Raw genomic sequence first — 20478 nt, forward strand, 5'->3', positions numbered from 1 at the left:
AACGCGAAATTGCCAGCTGTTCGGCGCGCCAGCGGGCGCATCGGCACGGCGAGCTGGGGAGGTTCATTGACCGGCAACGGTATTGAGCGCATCGCGGACAGCGTCGGGAACGGGGCGCTTGGCCCAGTCGCTGGTCGACACCACGACGTAGACGTTGCTCCCGCACACCCTTGGCTGCTCGTCGCCGGCGCTGTCGGTGCCCAGGACGGTGAAACCCAGCGTGAAGCTGGTGGTACCGATGCGCTCGCACCCCACCGCGATCCGCACCTTCTCCCGCCAGCGAACCGGTGCCCGAAAATCGATCTCGGTATGTACCACCTGCATATCGAGTTCACCGGCGATCAGATCCGGATAGCTCACCCCGAGGTGGTCGAACAGCCCGGTGCAGGCCTCGTCGAACCAGGTGAGGTAGTGCCCGTTGAACACCACGCCCTGCTGGTCGATTTCGGCGTAACGCGGAACGATTCCGAAGCTGTACTGGGTCACGTGAACACTCCAAGGCCGGCGGGTCTGCGGCTCCACGCTAGTAGGCGACACGGCGCCCCGGGCTTTCACCGGTCCCGTCCGCAGGAGAGACTGGGAGTCGTGAAGCTGGTGACCATCGACGACATCGAGGCCGCCGCCCGGCGGATCGAGTCAGACATCGTGCGGACCCCGCTGCTGGCGGCCGGGTGGGGAGAGCCTGATCGCCCGTTGTGGCTCAAGCCCGAGAACCTGCAACCCATCGGAGCCTTCAAGATCCGCGGTGCTTTCAATGCGCTGGGCCGGCTCGGTCCCGAGGTCCGGGCCAGGGGAGTGGTGGCCTATTCCAGTGGCAATCACGCTCAGGCGGTGGCGTATGCGGCCGCCGCCTTCGGCGTGCCGGCCCACATCGTCATGCCCGAGGAAACTCCGAAGGTGAAGGTTCAGGCCACCCGCGGCCACGGAGCCCAGGTGGTGCTGTGTGGAGCCGGGCAGCGCGAATCGGTCGCCGCTGAGCTGGTCGAGAGCACCGGTGGTGTGCTCATACCACCCTTCGACCACCCCGACGTGATTGCCGGCCAAGGCACCATCGGAGTGGAGATCGCAACGGATCTGCCCGATGTGGCCTCCGTGTTCATCCCGATCAGCGGTGGTGGGCTGGCCTCGGGAGTGGGCACCGCGATCCGTGCGTTGTGCCCGCAGGCCAGGATCTTCGGCGTCGAGCCAGAACTCGCCGCGGACACCGCCGAGGGGCTGGCGGCCGGCCACCGCGTGGACTGGTCTGTGGCGCAACGCAACCGGACCATCGCCGACGGGTTGCGTTCCACTCCGTCAGCGTTGACGTTCGCCCACCTGCAGCGGGTGATCGACGATGTCATCACGGTAACCGAAGACCAGATCCGTTCGGCGGTAGCCGAACTCGCCCACCGTGCACACCTGGTCGCCGAACCCAGCGGCGCGGTGGCGTTGGCGGGCTACCGCAAGGCGGCGACACCGCCCGGGCCGGCCGTGGTGATCGTCTCAGGCGGCAACATCGAGCCGCCGGTGCTGGCCGAGATCCTGTCCGAACGTCAGTGAACCCCTTCCATCAGCCGGCTGATCCGCGGTGACATCAGCAGGACGACGACACCGACGAGGATCGCCACCGCGCCGAGTATCCCGAAGTATGCGAACTCGTGCGCCGCATCGTAGCGTTGCGCGAGCACTCCCGACATCGCCGTGCCGAGGCCGACCGAGAAGAAGAAGAGCGCCATCATCTGGGCTCGGAATACCTCTGGCGCAAGCTTTGTCGTCACCGAGAGGCCGATCGGCGACAGCAGGAGCTCGGACACCGCGAACACCACCATGATGCCGGCCACCAGTAGTGCGGGCACCACCCTGCCGGTGGTCGGTGCCATCGGCAGGAACAGCAGGAATGCCACGCCCATGCCGATCACCCCGTAGGCGAATTTGCGCGGAGTGGTCGGGGCGCGGTTGCCCAGCCGGGTCCACATGAGCGCGAACAACGGTGAGAGCAGGATGATCCATACGGGTTCGATCGACCCGATCCAGTTCGACGGTGCCCTCCAGCCGAACACCGACCAGTTGACCCGCTCGTCGGAATAGACCGCCAGCACCGTGAAGGTCTGCTGGAACAGTGACCAGAACACCGCGTTGGCGATGAACAGCGGGATGAATGCGCGCACCCGGATACGTTCGATGTCGGACACTTTGGCGCTGGTCAGCATCACCGCGAAGTACAGCACCGACGCCACGACGATCACGCCGGTGGTGAACTGCGACAGGTTGGCCAGGTTGACCAGGTGCGTCATGAACAGTGCGGCCACGGCCACCACCAGTGCGACGACGATGCCGAAGACCTTGCCGATTGCTCGGCGCGGCAACGGGTTTGCCACGACGCGTCCGTGGTTCCCGAGATTGCGCCGGAACAGCACGTACTGCGTCAGCCCCAGCGCCATGCCGACGGCCGCGGTGCCGAACCCGTAGTGGAAGCCGACGTGGCTCTGCAGCAATCCGGTCGCCAGCGGTCCGATGAAGGCACCCAGGTTGATTCCCAGGTAGAACAGGGTGAAGCCACCGTCGGCGCGCGGGTCGTCCTGGGCGTAGAGCGTGCCCAGCAGGGACGACGCGTTGGCCTTGAGCGCACCGGATCCCAGGGCGATCAGGACGAGGCCGAACCCGACGCCGGCCAGCCCCGGAACGGCGGCCAGTGCGATGTGGCCGGCCATCACGCCCCCCCCGCCGTAGAACACCGTGCGTTCCATGCCCAGCAGCCGATCGGCGACCCAGCCGCCCAGGACGGTGGACAGGTACACGAGTCCGCCGTAGGCGCCGACGATGCCGGTTGCGGTGCTCTTCGGTAACCCCAGGCCTCCGTCGGCGGCCGTGTAGTACAGGTAGTAGCCCAGGATGGTGAGCATCCCGTAGAACGAGAAGCGCTCCCACAACTCCACCCCGAACAGGTTGGCCAGCCCGATGGGATGGCCGAAGAACGCGCGGTGGCGTGGAGAATCTCGCACTTGCTGCATGGGCCGTAACCTTGCCACGCAAACAGCCCGCGGGCCGGATTTCGCCTTCGGCGATGGCAAACCGATACGTCGTTGTGTACTGGGTGTTCTGCGGCACAGCACATTTCGTACCCCTTGGGTGCCGGCGCATCGGCGGTGCAGGGGAGAGAAGCGATACTGCCACCCGGTAATGTCACCGTGAAACGTAAGGACGACGGCCACACTTTTCGGGGGTGCATGTGGACGCGGTGCTCGGTGTTTCGTTGACACCGTCCACCGTCGGTCTGGTCCTGGTCGAGGGCAGCGAGGCCGACGGGGCGACCGTCGACCATGACGCCTTCGACATCCGCGGCCTGGCGCCCGCGCGAACCGATGACATCTGCGCCGACGTGGTCAAGGCGGTTGGTCGTGCCGAAAGGGTTGCGGCAGAACGTGGTCTGCGGCTGACGACGATCGGTGTCACCTGGAGTTCGGGGGCGGCTGCCGAGGCCGCGGTGTTGCTGAAGAAATTCGAAGAAGCCGGATTCGGCCAGGTGGTGCCACTGCGGTTGCCCCAAGCGACCGACGCATTGGCGCGACGGGTCGCCGGCATCGTCGGTTTCGACACCACGGCGGTATGCGTCCTGGAACCCGATGTCGTGCAGGCGATGACGGTGGGCGGAAGCGATCCGGTGCAGACCTCGGTGAGCCGGGGCATCGAGACGGTGGCCGGCCTGACCGCCTGGTTGTCCGACATCTTCGAGGCGGCTGATCCGCGGCCGGATGCGCTGGTGGTCGTGGGATCCGCCGTTGACCTGGACTCCGTGCTGCCGAAATTGGAGCAGGCACTGCAGGTGCCGGTTTTCACACCTGCTGAACCCGGACTGCCGTTGGCCAGAGGCGCCGCGCTGGCCTCGGCGCGACGGGGCCGCCGCGCAGCCGAGGACGGCGTGGCCCCGACTGGTTGGCGCTGGCCCGCTACACAATTGACGCCGTTGGCGATATTGGTCGGCGGAGTCCTGGCTTTCGGCGTCTCGCTGGCGCTGGCCATCGGGCAGCAGTTGCTGCCCGGTTCAGAGCCGACTCCACACCGGAGCACGCGTCCGGTGGTGAGTACGTCGGGTGACTCGGCCTCGGTGCAACAGACCTCCGCGGTCCCGCTACCGTCTGCCCCGGCGGCCGAAGTCCCGCCCGTTCTCGAACCCGTGGTTCAGGACGCCGGACCGGGACACACCGGCGATCAGGGTGTTCCAGCCGCACCCGAGCCCGTACCGGTGCCGGGCGAGCAACTCGTGCCTCCTGGCCCTGAGCAGTTGGGTGTCCCACCGGAACTGTCAGCGCCGGTGCCCGAGCAGATTCCCGGTGCACCACCGCCCGAGGCGGGACTACAGCCGCCGGGAGAGCCTGCGGTGTCTGCGGCGCCGTCTCCGACAGCGGAAACGCCGCCGCCTCCGGCCCCCGAGGTTGCGCCCCCACCGCCTGCACCGCCTCCACCGAGTGCGGCGCAAGAGGCGGCACCGATACAGCAGACGGCCGCGCAGGCTCCAGCACCCGAGGCGGTGCCGCCCGCACCGGAGCCGGTCGCACCCGCACCCGTACCCGAGCCGGTGCCGCCCGCACCGGAGGTGGTCGCGCCCGCGCCCGAATCGCAGGCACCGATTCCCCCCACTCCCTGAGCTCTGTGACGTTGCTGAGGCGGGCGTAGGGCACCGATGCTTGCGGTGAAACGTTCTGACATGCCGTGTCGATGTGTTCACCATGGGCAACTGTTCGCGCTACCGCCGCCACCGTTCTTCCGCCGTCACGCTGCGCCTAAAAGGTGCAGTCCCGGTGAGCACCTACACTGGTGGAATGCTGAGCGCCCCATCGACGTCCTCCGGAACCATTCGAGCGTCGATACTGAAAGTGTTTGCGGCGATTGGTGTGGCCACCTTGGCCGCTGCGAGCACGGTCAACGTCGCATCGGCCGCAGTGAGCACGCCGGAGCCGGCAGCGACGATCGAGCCTGCCGCGGGTTCGGTGGTCGGTGTCGCGATGCCGCTGACGGTGACTTTCGACAGCCCGGTGACCGATCGGGGCGCGGCGCAGCGCAGTCTGCGGATCAGCTCACCGGACACCCCGACGGGCAAGTTCACCTGGCTCAGTGACGATGTGATGCAGTGGAAGCCGGACCAGTTGTGGCCCGCTCATTCAAAGATCTCGGTCACCGCGGGCGGTGCGAAGACCAGCTTTGAGACCGGGGCCGAGGTGCTCGGGGTCGCCGACATCAGTGCCCACACCTTCACCGTCAGCATCGATGGTGTGGTCGCTCGCACGATGCCCGCGTCGATGGGCAAGCCCAAGTTCCCGACTCCGATCGGTACCTTCAGCGCACTGGGCAAAGAGCCTGTCGTGGTGATGGATTCACGCACGATCGGAATTCCGCTGAGCGACCCCGAGGGCTACAAGCTGACCGTCTACGACGCGGTCCGCGTGACCTGGGGAGGGGTCTATGTGCACGGAGCGCCCTGGTCGGTGGGATCGCAGGGATACTCCAACGTCAGCCACGGCTGCATCAATTTGAGCCCCGACAATGCCGATTGGTACTTCAACACGGTGAGCGTGGGCGATCCTATTGTGGTGCAGGCATAGCCGCGTGCAGGTTCTTCGACGTCGGTGAGGTCGGTACCGTCGCCGGGTCGGGGTAGGTGCCCAGGGCCCGGTCGGCGGTTCCGGCGGTGGTGACCGTGAACCAGTAGTGCTCGTTCTTGTAGTGGTGCTGCCGGTGGTTGCGCCAAACTGCCCGGTAAATACGGGTTTTCGGCTTGTAGTCGCTGTGGATCAGGTAGTGGCACCACTCGTAGGACAGACCCAGCACGGTCAGCACCGACAGGAACGTCAGCCCCAGGCCCAGTCGGGGGAACGCCAGCAGACCGACGGCCGTTGCGACGGGCAGGATCCACAGCAGCGCCCGCCACGGTATGAAGATCAGCGGGATGTCACGCGGGTCGATGTGGTGCAGGCGGTGGTCGCGTGCCAGCAGTGAATCCAGGGTGATGGGCCCCAACCGCCTTGGCTTCCAGTGCAGTACGAACACATGAACCAGCCATTCGAAGAACGGGAACGCCGCGAGCATCACCGCGGGCACCAGCGCGTCGGTGAGTTGCCAGTCCCCGACGGCGCCCCGGGCCACGACGCTGACGATCAGTGCGGTGCCGATCATCCAGGGGGAGGGGTGCCTGAGGAATTCTCGTGCGGCGTCGCCCAATGTGAATGCGTTGCGCGTCATCGGGTTTCCTCCAGGGCATCCAGGGCGCCCATCAGCGCGACTGTGGCGGGCTCCAGCAGGTCTCGGGCGGCGTGGCGGGCAGCTGCCGGGTCACCAGCTCCGATGGCCGCGACGATCCGCCGATAGGCGTCGGGACGGCCGACCTCGGCGGCCATCATGGTCGCCAGCGCCGGGAGTGCGGGCTCATAGGTCTGCCGAAGGGTGTTGTACATCAAGCGGAATGCGATGGAATCGGCGCCGTCGACGATCAGGTCCCAGAACGCGAGTGCCTGGCGTTGCTGCTCCACCGGATCCGGTTCGGCGGCCAGCGCGTCCACGGTGTGGCCGAGTTGTGTGATCAGTTCCGCCGGGGCGCGCTCGGCGGCGAGTTCGGCAACCTTGGGGCCGTTGTGCAGTCGGGTTTCCAGGATACTGCGGACCACGCTCACGTCGAGTTCCCCTGCGCGCAAAAGCAATCGGGGGAGAAGGTCCAGGCCGGCGTGCTTGCGGAAGTCCCGGACGGTGGTCGAGTCACCTTGCCGGACCTCGACCAGGCCGGCCTCGGTGAGCCGCTTGATCGCCTCACGCACGGCCGGGCGGGACACCCCGAGTACCTCGGCCAGGCGGCGTTCGCTGGGCAGCGGTTCGCCGGGCTGCATCTGGCCGCTGAGCACTTCGGAGACGATCTGCTCGAAGACGTCCTCGGGTACGGATCGGCGATTCACCGGTTGTAGGGCCATACCCCCATGGTGCCCATCTGGCGGTCAGAGGTCAAGTGGTAAGACCAGTGTTCAGTGCAAGGCTGCTGCGGTCGGTGCGTCCGCGGGCAGAAACGCCTCGATGCTCAGTTCGGCTGCGGTCAGGTCGAGCGCGGTGCCGAAGGTGGTGACGGTGCTCAGGAAGGTCAGCAAGGTGCCGTCGGGTGCGGTCATCTCCAGTGGCACGACCACGCCGCCGAGATCGCGGACCGGTTCCATGCCTCCCGGGTAGGCCTCGACCTCGGTGAGAAGATCGGTCAGTTCGGCCGAGCCGCTCACGGTGACCTCGCGGCGCAGCCGGCTGATCAGGTGGTGGCGCCATTCCGCCAGGTTCCGGATGCGCGGCGCCATGCCCTCGGGATGCAGGGTGATCCGCAGTGCATTGGGCTGCGTCAGCAGGTGGGGCGCAACGCCGTCCAGCATGACGGCGGTTCCGGCATTGGCCTGCAGCAGGTTCCAGGTGCGATCGACGACCACGCAGGGAAATGGATTGTAGGCGTCCAGCACTCGGGTCACGCCGTCGCGTACGGCCGTCATCTCCGGATCTTCCAGCGTTCGTTCGGCGTAGACCGGCGCCAGTCCGGCCGCCAGCAGCAGTTGGTTCTGGTCGCGCAGCGGCACCTCCAGCGCCTCGGCGAGGCGCAGCACCATGGCGCGGCTGGGCACCGACCGCCCGGTCTCGATGAAGCTGAGGTGGCGTGCCGAAACGTCGGCCTCGATGGCCAGATCGAGTTGGCTGATGCGACGGCGTAACCGCCAGTCGCGCATCAGTGAGCCGATCGGTGTCTGGGTCGTCGCACTCGTCACCACCCGAGTCTCACCCAGCTGGGGCGAGATAACCACTACTTCAGGGGTAATTGCGACCGTTACCCCTGCCGGGCCACCGTGGAGGGGACCCCGTTAAGGAGGCAGAAATGAAAGAGCCGTTTCAGTCGTCCCCGTCGATTCCACGTTGGCTGCATTTCGTGATGGCCGCCGACCGTGCCGGGTCGGCGGCCTACGTCGGGTTCGGTTTCTTCTTCGCTCCGGTGCTCGCGTGGGCATCGCCGTGGCCGGTGGTGACAGCGGTGCTGTGGATCGTGATCGCGGTCGCCGGACTGTGGCTCGGGCTGCTGGGCATTGCGATGGCAACCGGTCTGGCGATCGTGCTGCGGTCCAATAGCGAGATCCCGGAAGACTATTGGCGGTCCATCATCGATTATCCGAAACCCGATGCGGCACGGAAGACTTCCCCTCAGCGCCGGTGCGGTAATCAACCTGCCAGTGTTTGATGCCGTTGAGCCAGCCCGACCTGAGCCGTTCCGGTGCCGATATCGGCGTCAGGTCGGGCATCCCGTCGGCGATCGCGTTGAAGATGAGGTCGATGGTCATCCTGGCCAGGTTGGCCCCGATGCAGTAATGCGCGCCCGTTCCGCCGAACCCCACGTGCGGGTTGGGATCACGCAGGATGTTGAAGGTGTACGGGTCGTCGAAGACTTCCTCGTCGAAGTTCGCCGAGCGGTAGAACATCACCACCCGTTGCCCCTTCTTGATCGGTACGCCGGCCAATTCGGTGTCCTGCAACGCGGTGCGTTGAAATGACGTCACCGGGGTGGCCCACCGGACGATCTCGTCGGCGGCGGTGCCCGGGCGCTCCCGCTTGAACAACTCCCACTGGTCGGGGTGATCGGCGAACGCCATCATTCCCTGGGTGATCGAATTCCGGGTGGTCTCATTGCCTGCCACGGCGAGCAGGATCACGAAGAATCCGAACTCGTCGTCGGAGAGCTTGTGCCCCTCCACGTCGGCCTCCAGCAGTTTGGACACCAGATCGTCGCCGGGATTCTTCGTCCGCTGGGCCGCCATCTGCATCCCGTACATGATCAGTTCGACCGAGGCGCTGATGGCATCGTTCGAGGCGAACTCCGGGTCCTGGTCGCCGACCATCTGGTTGGACCAGTCGAACAGCTTCTTGCGGTCCTCCTGCGGCACGCCCATCAGACCCGCGATCGCCTGGAGCGGCAGTTCGCACGACACCTGCTCGACGAAGTCGCCCGATCCTTCGGCTGCCGCCGTCTCGACGATCTTGCGGGCCCGCTCGGCCAGGTCTGCGCGCAGGCGTTCGACCGCACGTGGGGTGAAAGCGCGCGAGATGATCTTGCGCAGATGGGTGTGGTGAGGGGCGTCCATGTTGAGCATCACGAACTTGCCCTGGTCGATCTGCTGTTGGACGGTGCCCTCCCGATAGCGGGGCAGGGCGGTCTTCTCCTGGCTGGAGAACACGTCGCTGCGCAGTGACACCTCTTTGACGTCCTTGTGCTTGGTGACGACCCAGAATCCGCCGTCGTCGAAGCCGCCTTGGCCGACCGGCTGTTCGTTCCACCAGATCGGGGCCAGCTTGCGCATCTCCGCGAGTTCCTCGACCGGCAGGCGTTCGGCGTAGATGTCAGGATCTGTGAAATCGAAACCAGGGGGAAGGTTCAGAGTCGGCATGGCGTGGCGCTCCTCGCGACGACGTTGTGTAGTGGCGTAAGCCCATTGCTACACCACAGGTGGGGCCCCATGGAGCGGGTTTCGGAAACTCCTACATCGTTGGTATTGGAACGTGTTCCGATACGTGCGCTGTAACGGTTGGACGAGCACAACGATGCGCTCAGCGTTACCATCTGTCCCTGAAGCAACAGCAGGAGGCCACCGAGTATGCGAGTCGATATCCGAAGGTTCGGGACCGTGTTGGCGGGTTGTGTATCGGGACCCGTCATTGCGTTGACTGTGGCCGGCGCCGCAGCCGCGGATCCCGGCACTCCGGGTGTGCCGCCCGCGCCCGCCCCGGCGGCGCCGCTGCCCTGACGGGCCGGGCCAGCTGATCAGGCCGGCAGGCTGTCGACCGGAATGCGGTCGACCCGGGCCGGCACATGCTTGTGCCATGGGGTGCCCGCGTACTCGTCGCGCCATTGTGATGACGTGAGCTCATTGGGTGCGACGCCGGGGACGACGGCCTGTCCGTCGCTGTCGGTGTAGTCGAGGCCGAACCCGTTGGGCAGCGAGATGTGCCCGGGCAGCATCGCGTCGCTGATCTCCACGGTGGCCTCCGCGCTGCCCGACGCCGTGGTGATCCTGGCCCGGTCGCCGTCACCCAGCCCGATCGCCTCGGCGTCGTGGGCGCTGATCCGCAAGGCGCCGTTGGCGTCTCGCTTGCGCCAGCCGGGGTCCCGGATGATGTCATTGGCGGTGTAGGCGCGCCGCTCCCCGGCCGAGAGCACCATCGGGAACTCAGCCGTGGTCAGCGCCGACGGCTTGGCCGGCAGCGCCCGCACAGCCTCGAGCATCTCGGGCATGTCCAACGCGATCTTGTGGTCGGCGTGGCCGATCAGGGCGAAGTCGTCCGCATACTCGTGCACCGTGAACGTCAGCCCGGACCGGCCGGCCAGGACCGCCTCGAACAAGGCGTTGCCGTCGTCGTGCCCGGCGCGGCGCATCGCCTCGGGATAGGTCATCGCAGTCTTCTGGGCCAGGCCCCACAGTGCGGCCGCCCCCGCCAGGCCGTCCGGCAAGACCGGCCCGAGCGTCTCGTAGAGCACGTAGGGCAACACCCGGCCCAACGCCGGGTTGGCGCCCACCGCGGCCAGGAACGCCGCGGCATAGGCATCCAGTCCTTCGCGGGCCGCGCGTCGCAGCGGCTGCAGCTCGGCATCGTCGACCGCACCGATGGCACGCACCAGGCGAGCCCAGATCTCCGGCTCGGGCAGGGTTCCGGGCAGCGGATCGAACAACGGGTGGCGCAGGTGAAAGTTGTTGTGCGGGAATTCCAGGTTGAAGAACGTCGCCTCGGGCTTCTCGAACTGGTTGGCCGCGGGCAGCACATAGTGCGCCAAGCGTGCGGTCTCGGTCATCGCGACGTCGATCACCACCAGGAGCTCCAGCGATTCGAGTGCGGTACGCACCGCCGACGAATCGGCCACCGAGTGGGCCGGGTTGCTGCTCTCGACGATCATCGCCCGGAACCGGTCGGGATGGTCGGTGAGGATTTCCTGCGGCACGACGTTCGACGGCACGAGACCCGCGATCACCGGAGCGCCCGTCACGGGGCTGCGGCCCACCCCGCCCGAGCCGAACAGCGGTGCGAACGACGAATGAAGGTGCTGCCCACCGCGTTTGGCGAAGTTCCCGGTGAGGATCCACAGCATCTTGTTCAGATACGAACACAGTGTGCTGTTGGGGGCCTGCTGGATGCCGAGGTCTTCGAACACCGCCACGCTGCCGGCCGCGGCGATGCGGCGCACGGCCTGGCGCAGCAGGGTTTCGTCGACGCCGCACCGCTCGGCGTAGTCGCTGATCGGCACCTGCCGAAGCACTTCCCGGACCGGCTCCACACCGTTGACGTGGGCGGCCAGAAATCCCTCGTCGCAGAGGTTTTCCTGCACGAGCACCGCGGCCATCGCCGCCAGGCACCAGGCATCGGTGCCCGGCCGGACGCGCAGATGGAAGTCGGCGAGCTTGGCGGTGTCGGTGACCACGGGGTCGATGACGACCATCGCGCGGTCCGGATCCTTGGCGATTTCGTTGAGGACCACCCGGGCCCGGGGGAAACTCTGCGACATCCACGGGTTCTTGCCCACGAACACCGAGACCTCGGCGTACTCGAACTCGCCGCGGGTGTGGCCGCCGTAGAGGTGCGCGTCGACCCACGCCTCACCGGTCTTCTCCTGCGCCAGGGCATTTGACCGGTACCGCGACCCGATCGCCTTGAGGAACGCACCGCTGTAGGCACCGCCCAGATGGTTGCCCTGGCCACCGCCGCCGTAGTAGAAGATCTTGTCTCCGCCGTGACTGTCCCTGATGGCCATGAATCCCGCCGCGATCTCGGAAATGGCAGTATCCCAGTCGATCTCCTCGTAGCTGCCGTCGGCGCGACGCCGCAGCGGCGAGGTCAGGCGGTTCGCGTTGCTCTGATAGTGGTCGAGCCGCAGTGCCTTGTTGCACGTGTAGCCCTGCGATGCCGGGTGATCCTTGTCGCCGCGGATCTTGGTGATCGACCGGCCCTCGGTCTGGACCACGATGCCGCAGTTGCACTCGCACAGGATGCAGGCGGTGGGCTGCCACTGGTCGACCGTCATGGCGGAATCCTTTCGGTGGGCTTCCGGGCCCGGAAGGGTCAGGAGGTTTCGGACGTCAGTTGCGCACGCAGCTGACGGTGGATCAGGTCGAGCGGTTTGACGTCGCGGGTCGCCCGGGCCACCACCACCGCGCCTTCGATCGCGGTCATGATCAGCATCGCCAGTTCCTCGGCGCGCTCGGCGGGAATCCCGTCGTCCTGCAACCGTCGGGTGATCTGCCCGGTCCAGCGGGTGAAGGCCGCCCCGGCGCGGTCGAGCGCCCCGGTTTCGGTCGCACCGGATTCTCCCGCTTCGACGGCAACCGCAACGATCGGGCAGCCGGCCCGGAAGCCGGTGGCGGACAGTTGTTTACGAAAACCGGCCACCATGGCGTCGAGCAAGGTCATGGCACTGTCGGCCTTGTCGATCCGGGCGGCCACCTGGTCACTCGCATAGTCGATGGCTTCGCAGAGCAGCTGGGTGCGTCCGCCGGGGAAATAGTGATACGCCGAACCGCGGGGTGCGCCGCTGTGGGCCAGTACGTCGGCGATCGCGGTCGGGTGCGCGCCGCGCTCCCGGATCAGCAGCGCGGCGGAGGCCACCATGCGCTCGCGGGGACTGGTCACGATCGAACCCTTCGTCGGTTATGTATGTAACCATACATAACCGTTGGGCATGGGTCTATCCCGGTGGGCGACGCTGGGTTGTCGGGGTTTCAGCGCTTGAGCGACGGCCCCGTCAGGCGCTCACCAGCCACAGGGTGAGGAACGCGGACATGCTTGTCAGGCACATCAGGTGGTCGCGGCACACGGAACGGGCCAACCGGGTCTGGTCGGCCGGGCTGTCCCGGCGCGAGCCCAGGGCCACCGCGTTGGGCAGGGTGCGCAGCAGGGCAGCAGCACCGGGCCGGCGGCGAGCACCGCGAACACGGCCGTGAGCCATGCCGGGTCGGAGCCCTCGACTGCGTGAAAGGTCAATGCCGCCAACAGGATCACCATGACGGCGGCGATCAGCAGGCTCATCGGGCGCGACGTGGTGGTCGCGCGGCGGTAGTAGCCCGCGATGGACGCCAGCGCGGGTTCCGGTATCTCGGCCGACCTGCGGTGCGGTAGGACCTGGACGTCGAAGATCAGGTCCATCCAGAGGACGGCGATCAGGAACCCGCTGCCGGCGGCCTCAATCACACGCCGGCGGCCTCATTGAGTGAGTTCAGCGTGCCGGTCGCCTCCAGATATTCCTGGACCCAGCGTTCGATCACCGCGGAGGTCTTCTCGACCTTCTTGAACTGACCGACAACCTGACCCACCGGGTTGAACGCGACGTCGACGCTCTCGTTGGGGTACTTGTGCGTCGCCGCGACGGCCATGCCCGACACCATGTACTGCAACGGCATGCCGAGCGGCTTCGGGTTGTCCGGGTTCTCCCAGGCTTCGGTCCAGTCGTTACGCAGCATGCGGGCCGGCTTGCCGGTGAACGAGCGACTGCGCACGGTGTCCTTGCTGGTGGCCCTGGCATACGCGGCGTGCTGCTGCTCGGTGTGCTCGCTCTCCTCGACCATCACCCACTGCGATCCGGTCCAGGCGCCCTGGGCGCCGAGCGCCAGTGCCGCGGCGATCTGCTGGCCGCTGCCGATACCGCCGGCCGCCAGCACCGGAACCGGGGCCACCTCCTTGACCACCTGGGGCCACAGCACGATCGAACCGATCTCGCCGCTGTGGCCGCCGGCTTCGCCGCCCTGGGCGATGATGATGTCCACGCCGGCATCGGCGTGCTTGCGGGCCTGCGAGGGGGATCCGCACAGCGCCGCGACCTTGCGCCCTTCGGCGTGGATGCGGTCGATCATGTCTTTCGGCGGGGTGCCCAGTGCGTTGGCGATGAGCGTCATCTTGGGGTGCTTCAGCGCGATCTCGACCTGAGGCGTGGCGGTGGCCTCGGTCCAGCCCAGCAGTTGCAGAGCGTCGTCGTCGCTGTGGTCGACCGGCACTCCGTGGTCGGCGAGGATCTTCTTGGCGAAGTCCAGGTGCTCCTGAGGCACCAGGGACTGCAGCATGCCCTTGAGTTCGTCGGCGGACATGTTGGTGTCCATGCCCTCGTACTTGTTCGGGATCACGATGTCGACGCCGTAGGGGTGGTCACCGATGTGCTCGTCGATCCAGTTGAGCTCGATCTCGAGCTGCTCGGGGGTGAACCCGACGGCGCCGAGCACGCCGAAACCGCCGGCCTTGCTGACGGCGACCACGACGTCGCGGCAGTGGGTGAACGCGAAGATCGGGACGTCGATCCCGAGCTCGTCGCACAGTGCGGTATGCATCTTGAGCTCCTTAGTGGCGGTGCGCTTTGGGAGTCCTCGGTCGGTGCGACCCGGACAGAAGTGAAACGTGTTCTAGTTTAGTACCACGCCCGGTCGGTTTGGGACGCGACCCGGCAGATTCATCCGAGTTCGGCGACGAAGGAAACTTCATTTCCATCGGGATCGGTGACGTCGATGACGGCGACCATGTCGGCGATCACCTGTGGTTTTCCGGTCGGCACCCCATCCTCGTGCAAGCGGGCGACGGTGCTGTCCAGATCATCGACGCCGAAGCGCACTGCCGAGCGCCCGGCCCGGGCCGGGTCGGTGACGACCTGTAACCATGCGGTCGCGGTCAACTGCCATTCGGCCACCCCGATAACAGGTTCCAGATCAGGTTCGCGGCCGAGTAGGCGGCTGTACCAGGCCTTCGCCACCGCGAATCCGGAGGTGGCGATGACGGCCGCGACGTCCTTGATCGCGGTCGGATCCGCGGTATCGGGCATCTCTCATTTGTAGCCTCGACTGGCCGACCGTGGTGGCGTCTTGATGTACTGGCCTCATGGGCCGCACGTTGTCGCCACCCGAGTCACTCGAGGAAATCGGGTCCGGTCCGGGCGGCGCGCGGGTGGGCGCCTTCTTCGACCTCGACGGCACCCTGGTCGACGGTTTCACCGCGACGGCGCACGCCGGGCATCGCATCCGCCGGCGGCAGGCCGCGGCCGGGGAGATTCTCGGAATCGTCGAAGCCTCGGTGCGTTACCGGATCGGCCGGATGCCGTTCGAGCGGCTCCTGGTGCGGGCGGCCGGCTACCTACGCGGCGAATCGCTGCGCGAACTCGATGAGCTGGGGGAGTACCTCTTCGCGAACCGGATCGCGCAGCGGGTCTATCCGCACATGCGCGAGGTGGTGCGCCGGCACCAGGATCGCGGCCATACCGTCGTGTTGAGCTCGTCGGCACTGACCATTCACGCCGAGCCGGTCGCGCGGCACCTGGAGATCGACCACGTGCTGTGCAACCACTTCCTGACCGACAGCCAGGGCCGGCTCACCGGCGGAATCGTCGAACCGATCATCTGGGGACCCCGCAAAGCCAGTGCAGTGCAAGACTTTTGCCGGACCGAGCGGGTCGACCTGGCACACAGCTATTTCTACGCCGACGGTGACGAGGACGGGGCGCTGATGCGGTTGGTGGGCCATCCGCGGCCGGTGAACCCGCGACCAGGTCTGGCCTCGGCCGCGACCGACCACGGTTGGCCGGTGCTCACCGTGCCCCGACCGGGTGGCCGGCGCCGAGTCGACCGCCGGCTGCGGCCCGGCGCCTAGCTCAGCTTGTAGAGGCCCTTGCCGGTGACCAGCGGTAGGTCCAGGGTGGTGCGGATGCCAGGCGCGGCCGCCACCACATCGGGAATGGCGTTGACGATGCGCCCGGCCGCCGCCACGATCGCGGCGTGGTTGTGGTCGCCCTTGCGGCTGGTGGGGCAGATGTCGACGGCGTACGACGGCTCGCCGACGATCTCGACCCGGTAGGAGCCGCCCGGCTGGGCCGGCTGGGCCCAGTCGGGCCGCAGATCCCCGCGCAGCCGCGTGACGTGCTCGATGACGATCACCGGCTCACCGTCGACCATGCCGCGGATCTCGAATCGCAACGCGGCCACGGTGCCCTCGGCGACATGCCCGGCGGCGATGTCGAACGCCTCCGGCGCGGGCTCCTTCTCGCAGACCTCGGTGATGTCGTCGATCTCGATACCCAGGCCGGCCGCCAACTGCCGGATCGAGGTGCCCCACGCGATGCTCAGCACACCCGGCTGGAACAGGATCGGCGTCTCGTCCAGCGGCTTGCCGAAACCCATCACGTCGAACATCACCGTGGCGCCGTCATAGGTCGCATAGTCGGCGATCTCCATGCAGCGGACCTGCTCGATGCTCTGGCAGGTGCCGGCCAGGGCGAACGGGATCAGGTCATTGGCGAACCCGGGGTCGACCCCGGTGATGAACAGGCTTGCGCCGCCCGCCGCGGCGGCCTCCTCGATTCCGTCGATGTACTTGCGCGGCATCAGTTTCCACGGGAACTGCAGGATCACCGGCGCCGATCCGACGACGTTGATCCCGGCCGCCAGCAACCGCACCACGTCGGCGATGGCTTCGGGTCCGCGGGTGTCGCCCATCGCGCAATAGACGGCACAGTCCGGCTTGGCCGCGATCACCGCATCCAGGTCGGCGACGGCGGTGATCCCGGTCGAGATGTCCAGTCCGGCAAGCTCTCCGGCGTCCTTGCCCACCTTGGATTCCGCGGAGACGCACAAGGTGGTGAGTTCGTAGGCCGGGTTGGTCAGCAATCCGGTCAGGGCCAGCCGGCCGACATTTCCGGTACCGATGTGGGCGACACGGATGGCCATTGACATCTCCTCATCGAGTTGTAACGCGTCAGTTGTACTGCACGCCGAAGTATGCCTATTCAGCTGATGAATTGGAACAGGTTCTAATTTGGCGCCGCGGACGGTAGCCTCAGCCGTCATGGGACGGGTAGACGGAAAAGTGGCACTCATCAGTGGCGGTGCCCGGGGCATGGGCGCCGAGCACGCCCGGGCACTGGTCGCCGAGGGCGGCAAGGTCGTGATCGGGGACATCCTTGACGACGAGGGCAAGGCACTGGCGGCCGAACTGGGCGACTCGGTGCGCTATGTGCACCTCGATGTCACGCAGGAAGACCAGTGGGCCGCCGCGGTGGACACCGCCACCACCGAGTTCGGCCTGCTCAACGTCCTGGTGAACAACGCCGGGATCGTCGCGCTGGGCCAGATCGGCAAGTTCGATATGGCCCAGTGGCAGAAGGTGATCGACGTCAACCTGACCGGCACCTTCCTCGGCATGCAGGCATGCGTCAAGGCGATGAAAGCCGCGGGCGGCGGGTCGATCATCAACGTCTCCTCGATCGAGGGACTGCGCGGTGCGGCCATGGTGCATCCGTATGTCGCCTCCAAGTGGGCGGTGCGCGGCCTGACCAAGTCCGCGGCCCTGGAGCTGGGCTCCAAGCAGATCCGGGTCAACTCGATCCACCCCGGGTTCATCCGCACCCCGATGACCGAGCATTTCCCCGAGGACATGCTGACGATTCCGCTGGGCCGGCCCGGGCAGCCCGACGAGGTGTCCAGCTTCGTGGTGTTCCTGGCCAGCGATGAATCCCGCTACGCCACCGGTGCCGAGTTCGTCATGGACGGTGGTCTGGTCAACGACGTCCCGCACAAGCTCTGATTGCGCACCGCCCGCACGCGGCGGTACGGGCCACGGCAGAATGACCCGGCAGGGCATCGACTCACGGACACGGTGCCGCACCGGTCTTTGAGGAGCTGCCCATTTCCGCCCGGGATCACCGCGCCGGCCTGAGCCTCGCGGGTTTCGTCGTCGTCACACTGCTGGTGTTGTCGCTGTGTGCCGCCGACTTCCCGCCGTTCGCCAAGCCGGAGCCGCCGTCCGGGCGGATGGAACTGGCACAGGGCTGGAAGCTGGCCTCGGCGCGCACGGTGACGGCCGACGGCGCCACCTTGTCGACGCCCGGCGAGGTGAACGCCGACTGGCATGACGTCAAGAACATGCCGTCCACCGTGCTGGGGGCGCTACAGGAGGACGGCACCTATCCCGACCTGTATGTCGGGGACAACCTCGCCGGTGTGCCCGACGACCTGTTCCGGCAGGACTGGTGGTACCGCACGACGTTCACCGCGCCACGGGGCAGCTCCAGCTACCGGCTCGATTTCCCCGGTATCAACTACCGCGCCGAGGTGTGGCTCAACGGCACGATGATTGCCGGCAACTCCCTGCTGGTGGGCATGCACACGATCCACGAGATCGACGCCACCCGGTGGATCAACCCCGGGGGCGCCAATACCCTGGCGGTCAAGGTGACCCCTGAGCAGGCGCTGCAGGACATCGACGGTGTGGAGCTGGCCGACAGCTGGTGGGACTGGCTGAACTGGAACCGGATCGGCTACCAGGGGCCGGACAAGAACCCGTTGCGCGGCAATTCCTATGTGGCCGACCGCAATGCGGGCATCTTCAAACCGGTCTATCTCAGCTTCTCGGGTCAAGTGGTGCTAAGCGACCCGCTCGTCACCTCCGAGCTGCCCCTGCCCGCGACCGACGCCGCCCGGCTCACCGTCTATTCCGACATCCGCAACACCGCCGATGTGCCGATGCGCGGGGTGGTGCGGGCCCGCATAAGCCGGCCCGGCAAGCCGGAGATCTCGGTGGATCAACCGGTCAGCCTGGCGCCGGGGGAGAGTCGCGAAATCCGTTTCGAACCGGACACTTTCGCGGCATTGCAGGTGAGCAACCCAGACCTGTGGTGGCCCTACACCATGGGCAGGCCCGATCTGTACGACCTGCGGCTGGAGTTCCTCCGGTACGGCCGGGCCACCGACACACTGGATTCCCGCTTCGGCATCCGCACGGTGCAACAGCACCGTGACAACGACGAACAGTTCCCCGACCTCGGTCGCGGCGGCAGCTTCTATCTGACGGTCAACGGCCGCGATTTCCTCGTCCGAGGTGCGGCGTACACGCCTGACCTGTTGTTCCAGTACGACCCTCAACGTGAGGACGCCATCCTCGGATACGTTCGCGACCTGGGGCTCAACATGCTGCGCCTGGAGGGAAAGTTCCCGGGCGACAACATCATCGAGCGGGCCGATGAACTGGGCATCCCGCTGATGTACGGCTGGATGTGCTGTAACCAGTGGGAGAAGTGGTGGCAGTGGGACGACGAGGATCGGCGGGTGGCCGACGAGAGCATGCGCTCGCAGATCCTTTCGCTGCGCGGGCACGCGTCGGCGTTCCTGTGGGCCAACGGCAGTGACGGCAAGCCCCCGGCGCCGGTGCTGGAGGGCTATCACGGAATCCTGCGTGACCTGCACTGGCCCAACACGGTCGTCGACACCGTGTCGTCGCTGGCCCGCGACGCCAACGGCGAACCCGTCTGGGACGGCATCCACATGGCCGGCCCGTACACCTGGCGCCCGCCGAGCTACTGGTTCAGCGGCAGGTACCAGGCGACCCGCGGCTCCAACGCCGAACAGGGCGACAACGAACATGTCCCGCCGTTCGCCAGCCTGCGGAAGTTCATCCCGCCGGACAAACTGTGGCCCATCAACGAAGCCTGGTATTTCCATGCCGGGGCCAACCCCAGCAACGCCGCCCTGGAGAGCATCCGCACCGCGGTGATGCAACGCTACGGAACATCGCGCGGTGCAGAGGAATTCGCCCGCAAAGCGCAGTTGGCCCACTACGAGTCGACGCGGGCACAGTTCGAGGCGTTCGCCGCCGGCGGCTGGGACAACCACAAGATGACCATCTACTGGATGCTCAACAATCACTGGCCGTCGTTCTTCGGGCATCTCTTCGACTACTACCTGCGGCCCGGCGGCGCCTACTACGGAGCCAAGAAAGGCCTGCGACCGCTGTCGGTGGTGTTCGACTCGTATGCCACCGGCGATCACGACACCGCCAATGTGAGCGTGGTCAACCAGTCGCCGCAGGAGCGGACGGGTCTGCGGGTGCGGGTCCGCACCTACGACCTGACCGGCCGGATGCGCGATGACCGGAGCGCGGATGTACCGGCGGTGCCCTCGAACGGTGTGGTGCCCGGGCTGACGCTGCCCCGGCCGGCCGCCGACTCACCCGTGGTGTTTGTCCGCTGCGAATTGCTCGACGAGAGTGGCGCCGTCGTCGCCGACAACACCTACTGGCAGTCCCAACAACTCGACGATGTCGGACCGCCGGTCAACGACCAGGCGTTCGACCTCGTGCAGAGCACCTGGGCCGATATGACCCCGCTCAACACGATGGCGCCGGCGCCGCTGCAGGTGACCGCCCACCGGACCGAGTCGGCCGGCGGCGGAGCCAGCGTGCTGATCCGGCTGCACAACCCCGGCCGCCAGATCGCCTTCTTCGAACGGGCCGAGATCACCACGACCCGCGACGGTGACGAGATCCTGCCGATCGAGTACTCCGACAACTACGTCACGGTCTACCCGGGGGAGACCGTCGAGGTCACCGGCACGGTGACGGGATCGGAGCCCGCGGCCAACTGGGTCCGGGTGGGCGGCTACAACAGCGCACCGACGGTGGTGCCGATCGACCAGCGGGCACGGCGATAGGATC

General features: G+C 66.9%; 19 protein-coding genes. 7 read left to right on the forward strand and 12 right to left on the reverse strand.

The window, feature by feature from the left end:
- Positions 1-63: 63 nt before the first annotated feature.
- Positions 64-486: an acyl-CoA thioesterase gene (locus BN2156_RS05220; protein WP_090510981.1), complete on the reverse strand. Its 423-nt coding sequence runs from the start codon at positions 484-486 to the stop codon at positions 64-66.
- 99 nt (positions 487-585) lie between these two features.
- On the opposite strand from BN2156_RS05220, the gene BN2156_RS05225 reads away from it, so the two are divergent.
- A complete protein-coding gene (locus tag BN2156_RS05225; protein ID WP_090510983.1) occupies positions 586-1539 on the forward strand; it encodes a threonine ammonia-lyase in 954 nt (317 codons plus the stop codon).
- Here BN2156_RS05225 and BN2156_RS05230 read toward each other — a convergent pair.
- On the reverse strand, positions 1533-2990 hold the full coding sequence (locus BN2156_RS05230) for a peptide MFS transporter (protein WP_090510986.1): 1458 nt from the start codon (positions 2988-2990) through the stop codon (positions 1533-1535). The genes BN2156_RS05225 and BN2156_RS05230 overlap by 7 nt on opposite strands.
- A gap of 212 nt (positions 2991-3202) precedes the next feature.
- On the opposite strand from BN2156_RS05230, the gene BN2156_RS05235 reads away from it, so the two are divergent.
- Positions 3203-4624 (forward strand): DUF7159 family protein, encoded by a 1422-nt coding sequence (locus BN2156_RS05235; protein ID WP_235625210.1) that lies wholly within the window; start codon positions 3203-3205, stop codon positions 4622-4624.
- 175 nt (positions 4625-4799) lie between these two features.
- Positions 4800-5579, forward strand: a complete 780-nt coding sequence (locus BN2156_RS05240) for a L,D-transpeptidase (protein ID WP_090510991.1) — start codon at positions 4800-4802, stop codon at positions 5577-5579.
- On the opposite strand, the gene BN2156_RS05245 is transcribed toward BN2156_RS05240, so the two are convergent.
- The 3 genes from BN2156_RS05245 to BN2156_RS05255 are packed head-to-tail and all read right to left on the reverse strand — an operon-like array spanning position 5560 to position 7721.
- Positions 5560-6216 (reverse strand): sterol desaturase family protein, encoded by a 657-nt coding sequence (locus BN2156_RS05245; protein WP_090510995.1) that lies wholly within the window; start codon positions 6214-6216, stop codon positions 5560-5562. The genes BN2156_RS05240 and BN2156_RS05245 overlap by 20 nt on opposite strands.
- Positions 6213-6935: a FadR/GntR family transcriptional regulator gene (locus BN2156_RS05250; RefSeq protein WP_090510998.1), complete on the reverse strand. Its 723-nt coding sequence runs from the start codon at positions 6933-6935 to the stop codon at positions 6213-6215. Before BN2156_RS05250 ends, BN2156_RS05245 begins: the two co-directional genes overlap by 4 nt.
- 51 nt (positions 6936-6986) lie before the next feature.
- Positions 6987-7721, reverse strand: a complete 735-nt coding sequence (locus BN2156_RS05255) for a helix-turn-helix domain-containing protein (protein WP_090515506.1) — start codon at positions 7719-7721, stop codon at positions 6987-6989.
- Positions 7722-7867: 146 nt separating this feature from the next.
- Here BN2156_RS05255 and BN2156_RS05260 point away from each other — a divergent pair, with 146 nt between their 5' ends.
- Complete coding sequence (locus BN2156_RS05260; RefSeq protein WP_090511000.1) at positions 7868-8224, forward strand: hypothetical protein; 357 nt, start codon at positions 7868-7870, stop codon at positions 8222-8224.
- On the opposite strand, the gene BN2156_RS05265 is transcribed toward BN2156_RS05260, so the two are convergent.
- The 6 genes from BN2156_RS05265 to BN2156_RS05290 form a co-directional block, all read right to left on the reverse strand.
- Complete coding sequence (locus BN2156_RS05265) at positions 8145-9425, reverse strand: cytochrome P450 (protein ID WP_090511003.1); 1281 nt, start codon at positions 9423-9425, stop codon at positions 8145-8147. The genes BN2156_RS05260 and BN2156_RS05265 overlap by 80 nt on opposite strands.
- Before the next feature lie 374 nt (positions 9426-9799).
- A complete protein-coding gene (locus BN2156_RS05270; RefSeq protein WP_090511005.1) occupies positions 9800-12049 on the reverse strand; it encodes a molybdopterin-dependent oxidoreductase in 2250 nt (749 codons plus the stop codon).
- A 38-nt stretch (positions 12050-12087) separates the two neighbouring features.
- Positions 12088-12654 (reverse strand): TetR/AcrR family transcriptional regulator, encoded by a 567-nt coding sequence (locus BN2156_RS05275; protein WP_090511007.1) that lies wholly within the window; start codon positions 12652-12654, stop codon positions 12088-12090.
- A 165-nt stretch (positions 12655-12819) separates the two neighbouring features.
- Positions 12820-13212: a hypothetical protein gene (locus BN2156_RS05280; RefSeq protein WP_308207910.1), complete on the reverse strand. Its 393-nt coding sequence runs from the start codon at positions 13210-13212 to the stop codon at positions 12820-12822.
- The gene (locus BN2156_RS05285) at positions 13209-14339 is read right to left on the reverse strand and encodes a nitronate monooxygenase (RefSeq protein WP_090511009.1); all 1131 of its coding nucleotides are present in this window, start codon (positions 14337-14339) and stop codon (positions 13209-13211) included. The genes BN2156_RS05280 and BN2156_RS05285 overlap by 4 nt, the downstream gene beginning before the upstream one ends.
- A 119-nt stretch (positions 14340-14458) precedes the next feature.
- Positions 14459-14824 carry a VOC family protein gene (locus BN2156_RS05290; protein WP_090511011.1) on the reverse strand — a complete coding sequence of 122 codons (366 nt, stop codon included), beginning with the start codon at positions 14822-14824 and terminating at the stop codon, positions 14459-14461.
- Positions 14825-14880: 56 nt separating this feature from the next.
- On the opposite strand from BN2156_RS05290, the gene BN2156_RS05295 reads away from it, so the two are divergent.
- Entirely contained in the window at positions 14881-15645 is a 765-nt protein-coding gene (locus tag BN2156_RS05295; RefSeq protein WP_162490734.1) for an HAD family hydrolase, read from the forward strand.
- Here the strand turns inward: BN2156_RS05295 and BN2156_RS05300 are convergent.
- A complete protein-coding gene (locus BN2156_RS05300) occupies positions 15642-16718 on the reverse strand; it encodes an NAD(P)H-dependent amine dehydrogenase family protein (RefSeq protein ID WP_090511013.1) in 1077 nt (358 codons plus the stop codon). The two genes, BN2156_RS05295 and BN2156_RS05300, sit on opposite strands and share 4 nt — an antisense overlap.
- Positions 16719-16836: 118 nt before the next feature.
- Here BN2156_RS05300 and BN2156_RS05305 point away from each other — a divergent pair, with 118 nt between their 5' ends.
- Together BN2156_RS05305 and BN2156_RS05310 are read left to right on the forward strand one after the other, a co-directional pair.
- Positions 16837-17574 carry a glucose 1-dehydrogenase gene (locus BN2156_RS05305; protein WP_090511015.1) on the forward strand — a complete coding sequence of 246 codons (738 nt, stop codon included), beginning with the start codon at positions 16837-16839 and terminating at the stop codon, positions 17572-17574.
- A 173-nt stretch (positions 17575-17747) separates the two neighbouring features.
- On the forward strand, positions 17748-20474 hold the full coding sequence (locus BN2156_RS05310) for a glycoside hydrolase family 2 protein (protein ID WP_090515510.1): 2727 nt from the start codon (positions 17748-17750) through the stop codon (positions 20472-20474).
- Positions 20475-20478 lie beyond the last annotated feature (4 nt).

The sequence above is a fragment of the Mycolicibacterium neworleansense genome, from assembly GCF_001245615.1.
Lineage (GTDB): Bacteria > Actinomycetota > Actinomycetes > Mycobacteriales > Mycobacteriaceae > Mycobacterium > Mycobacterium neworleansense.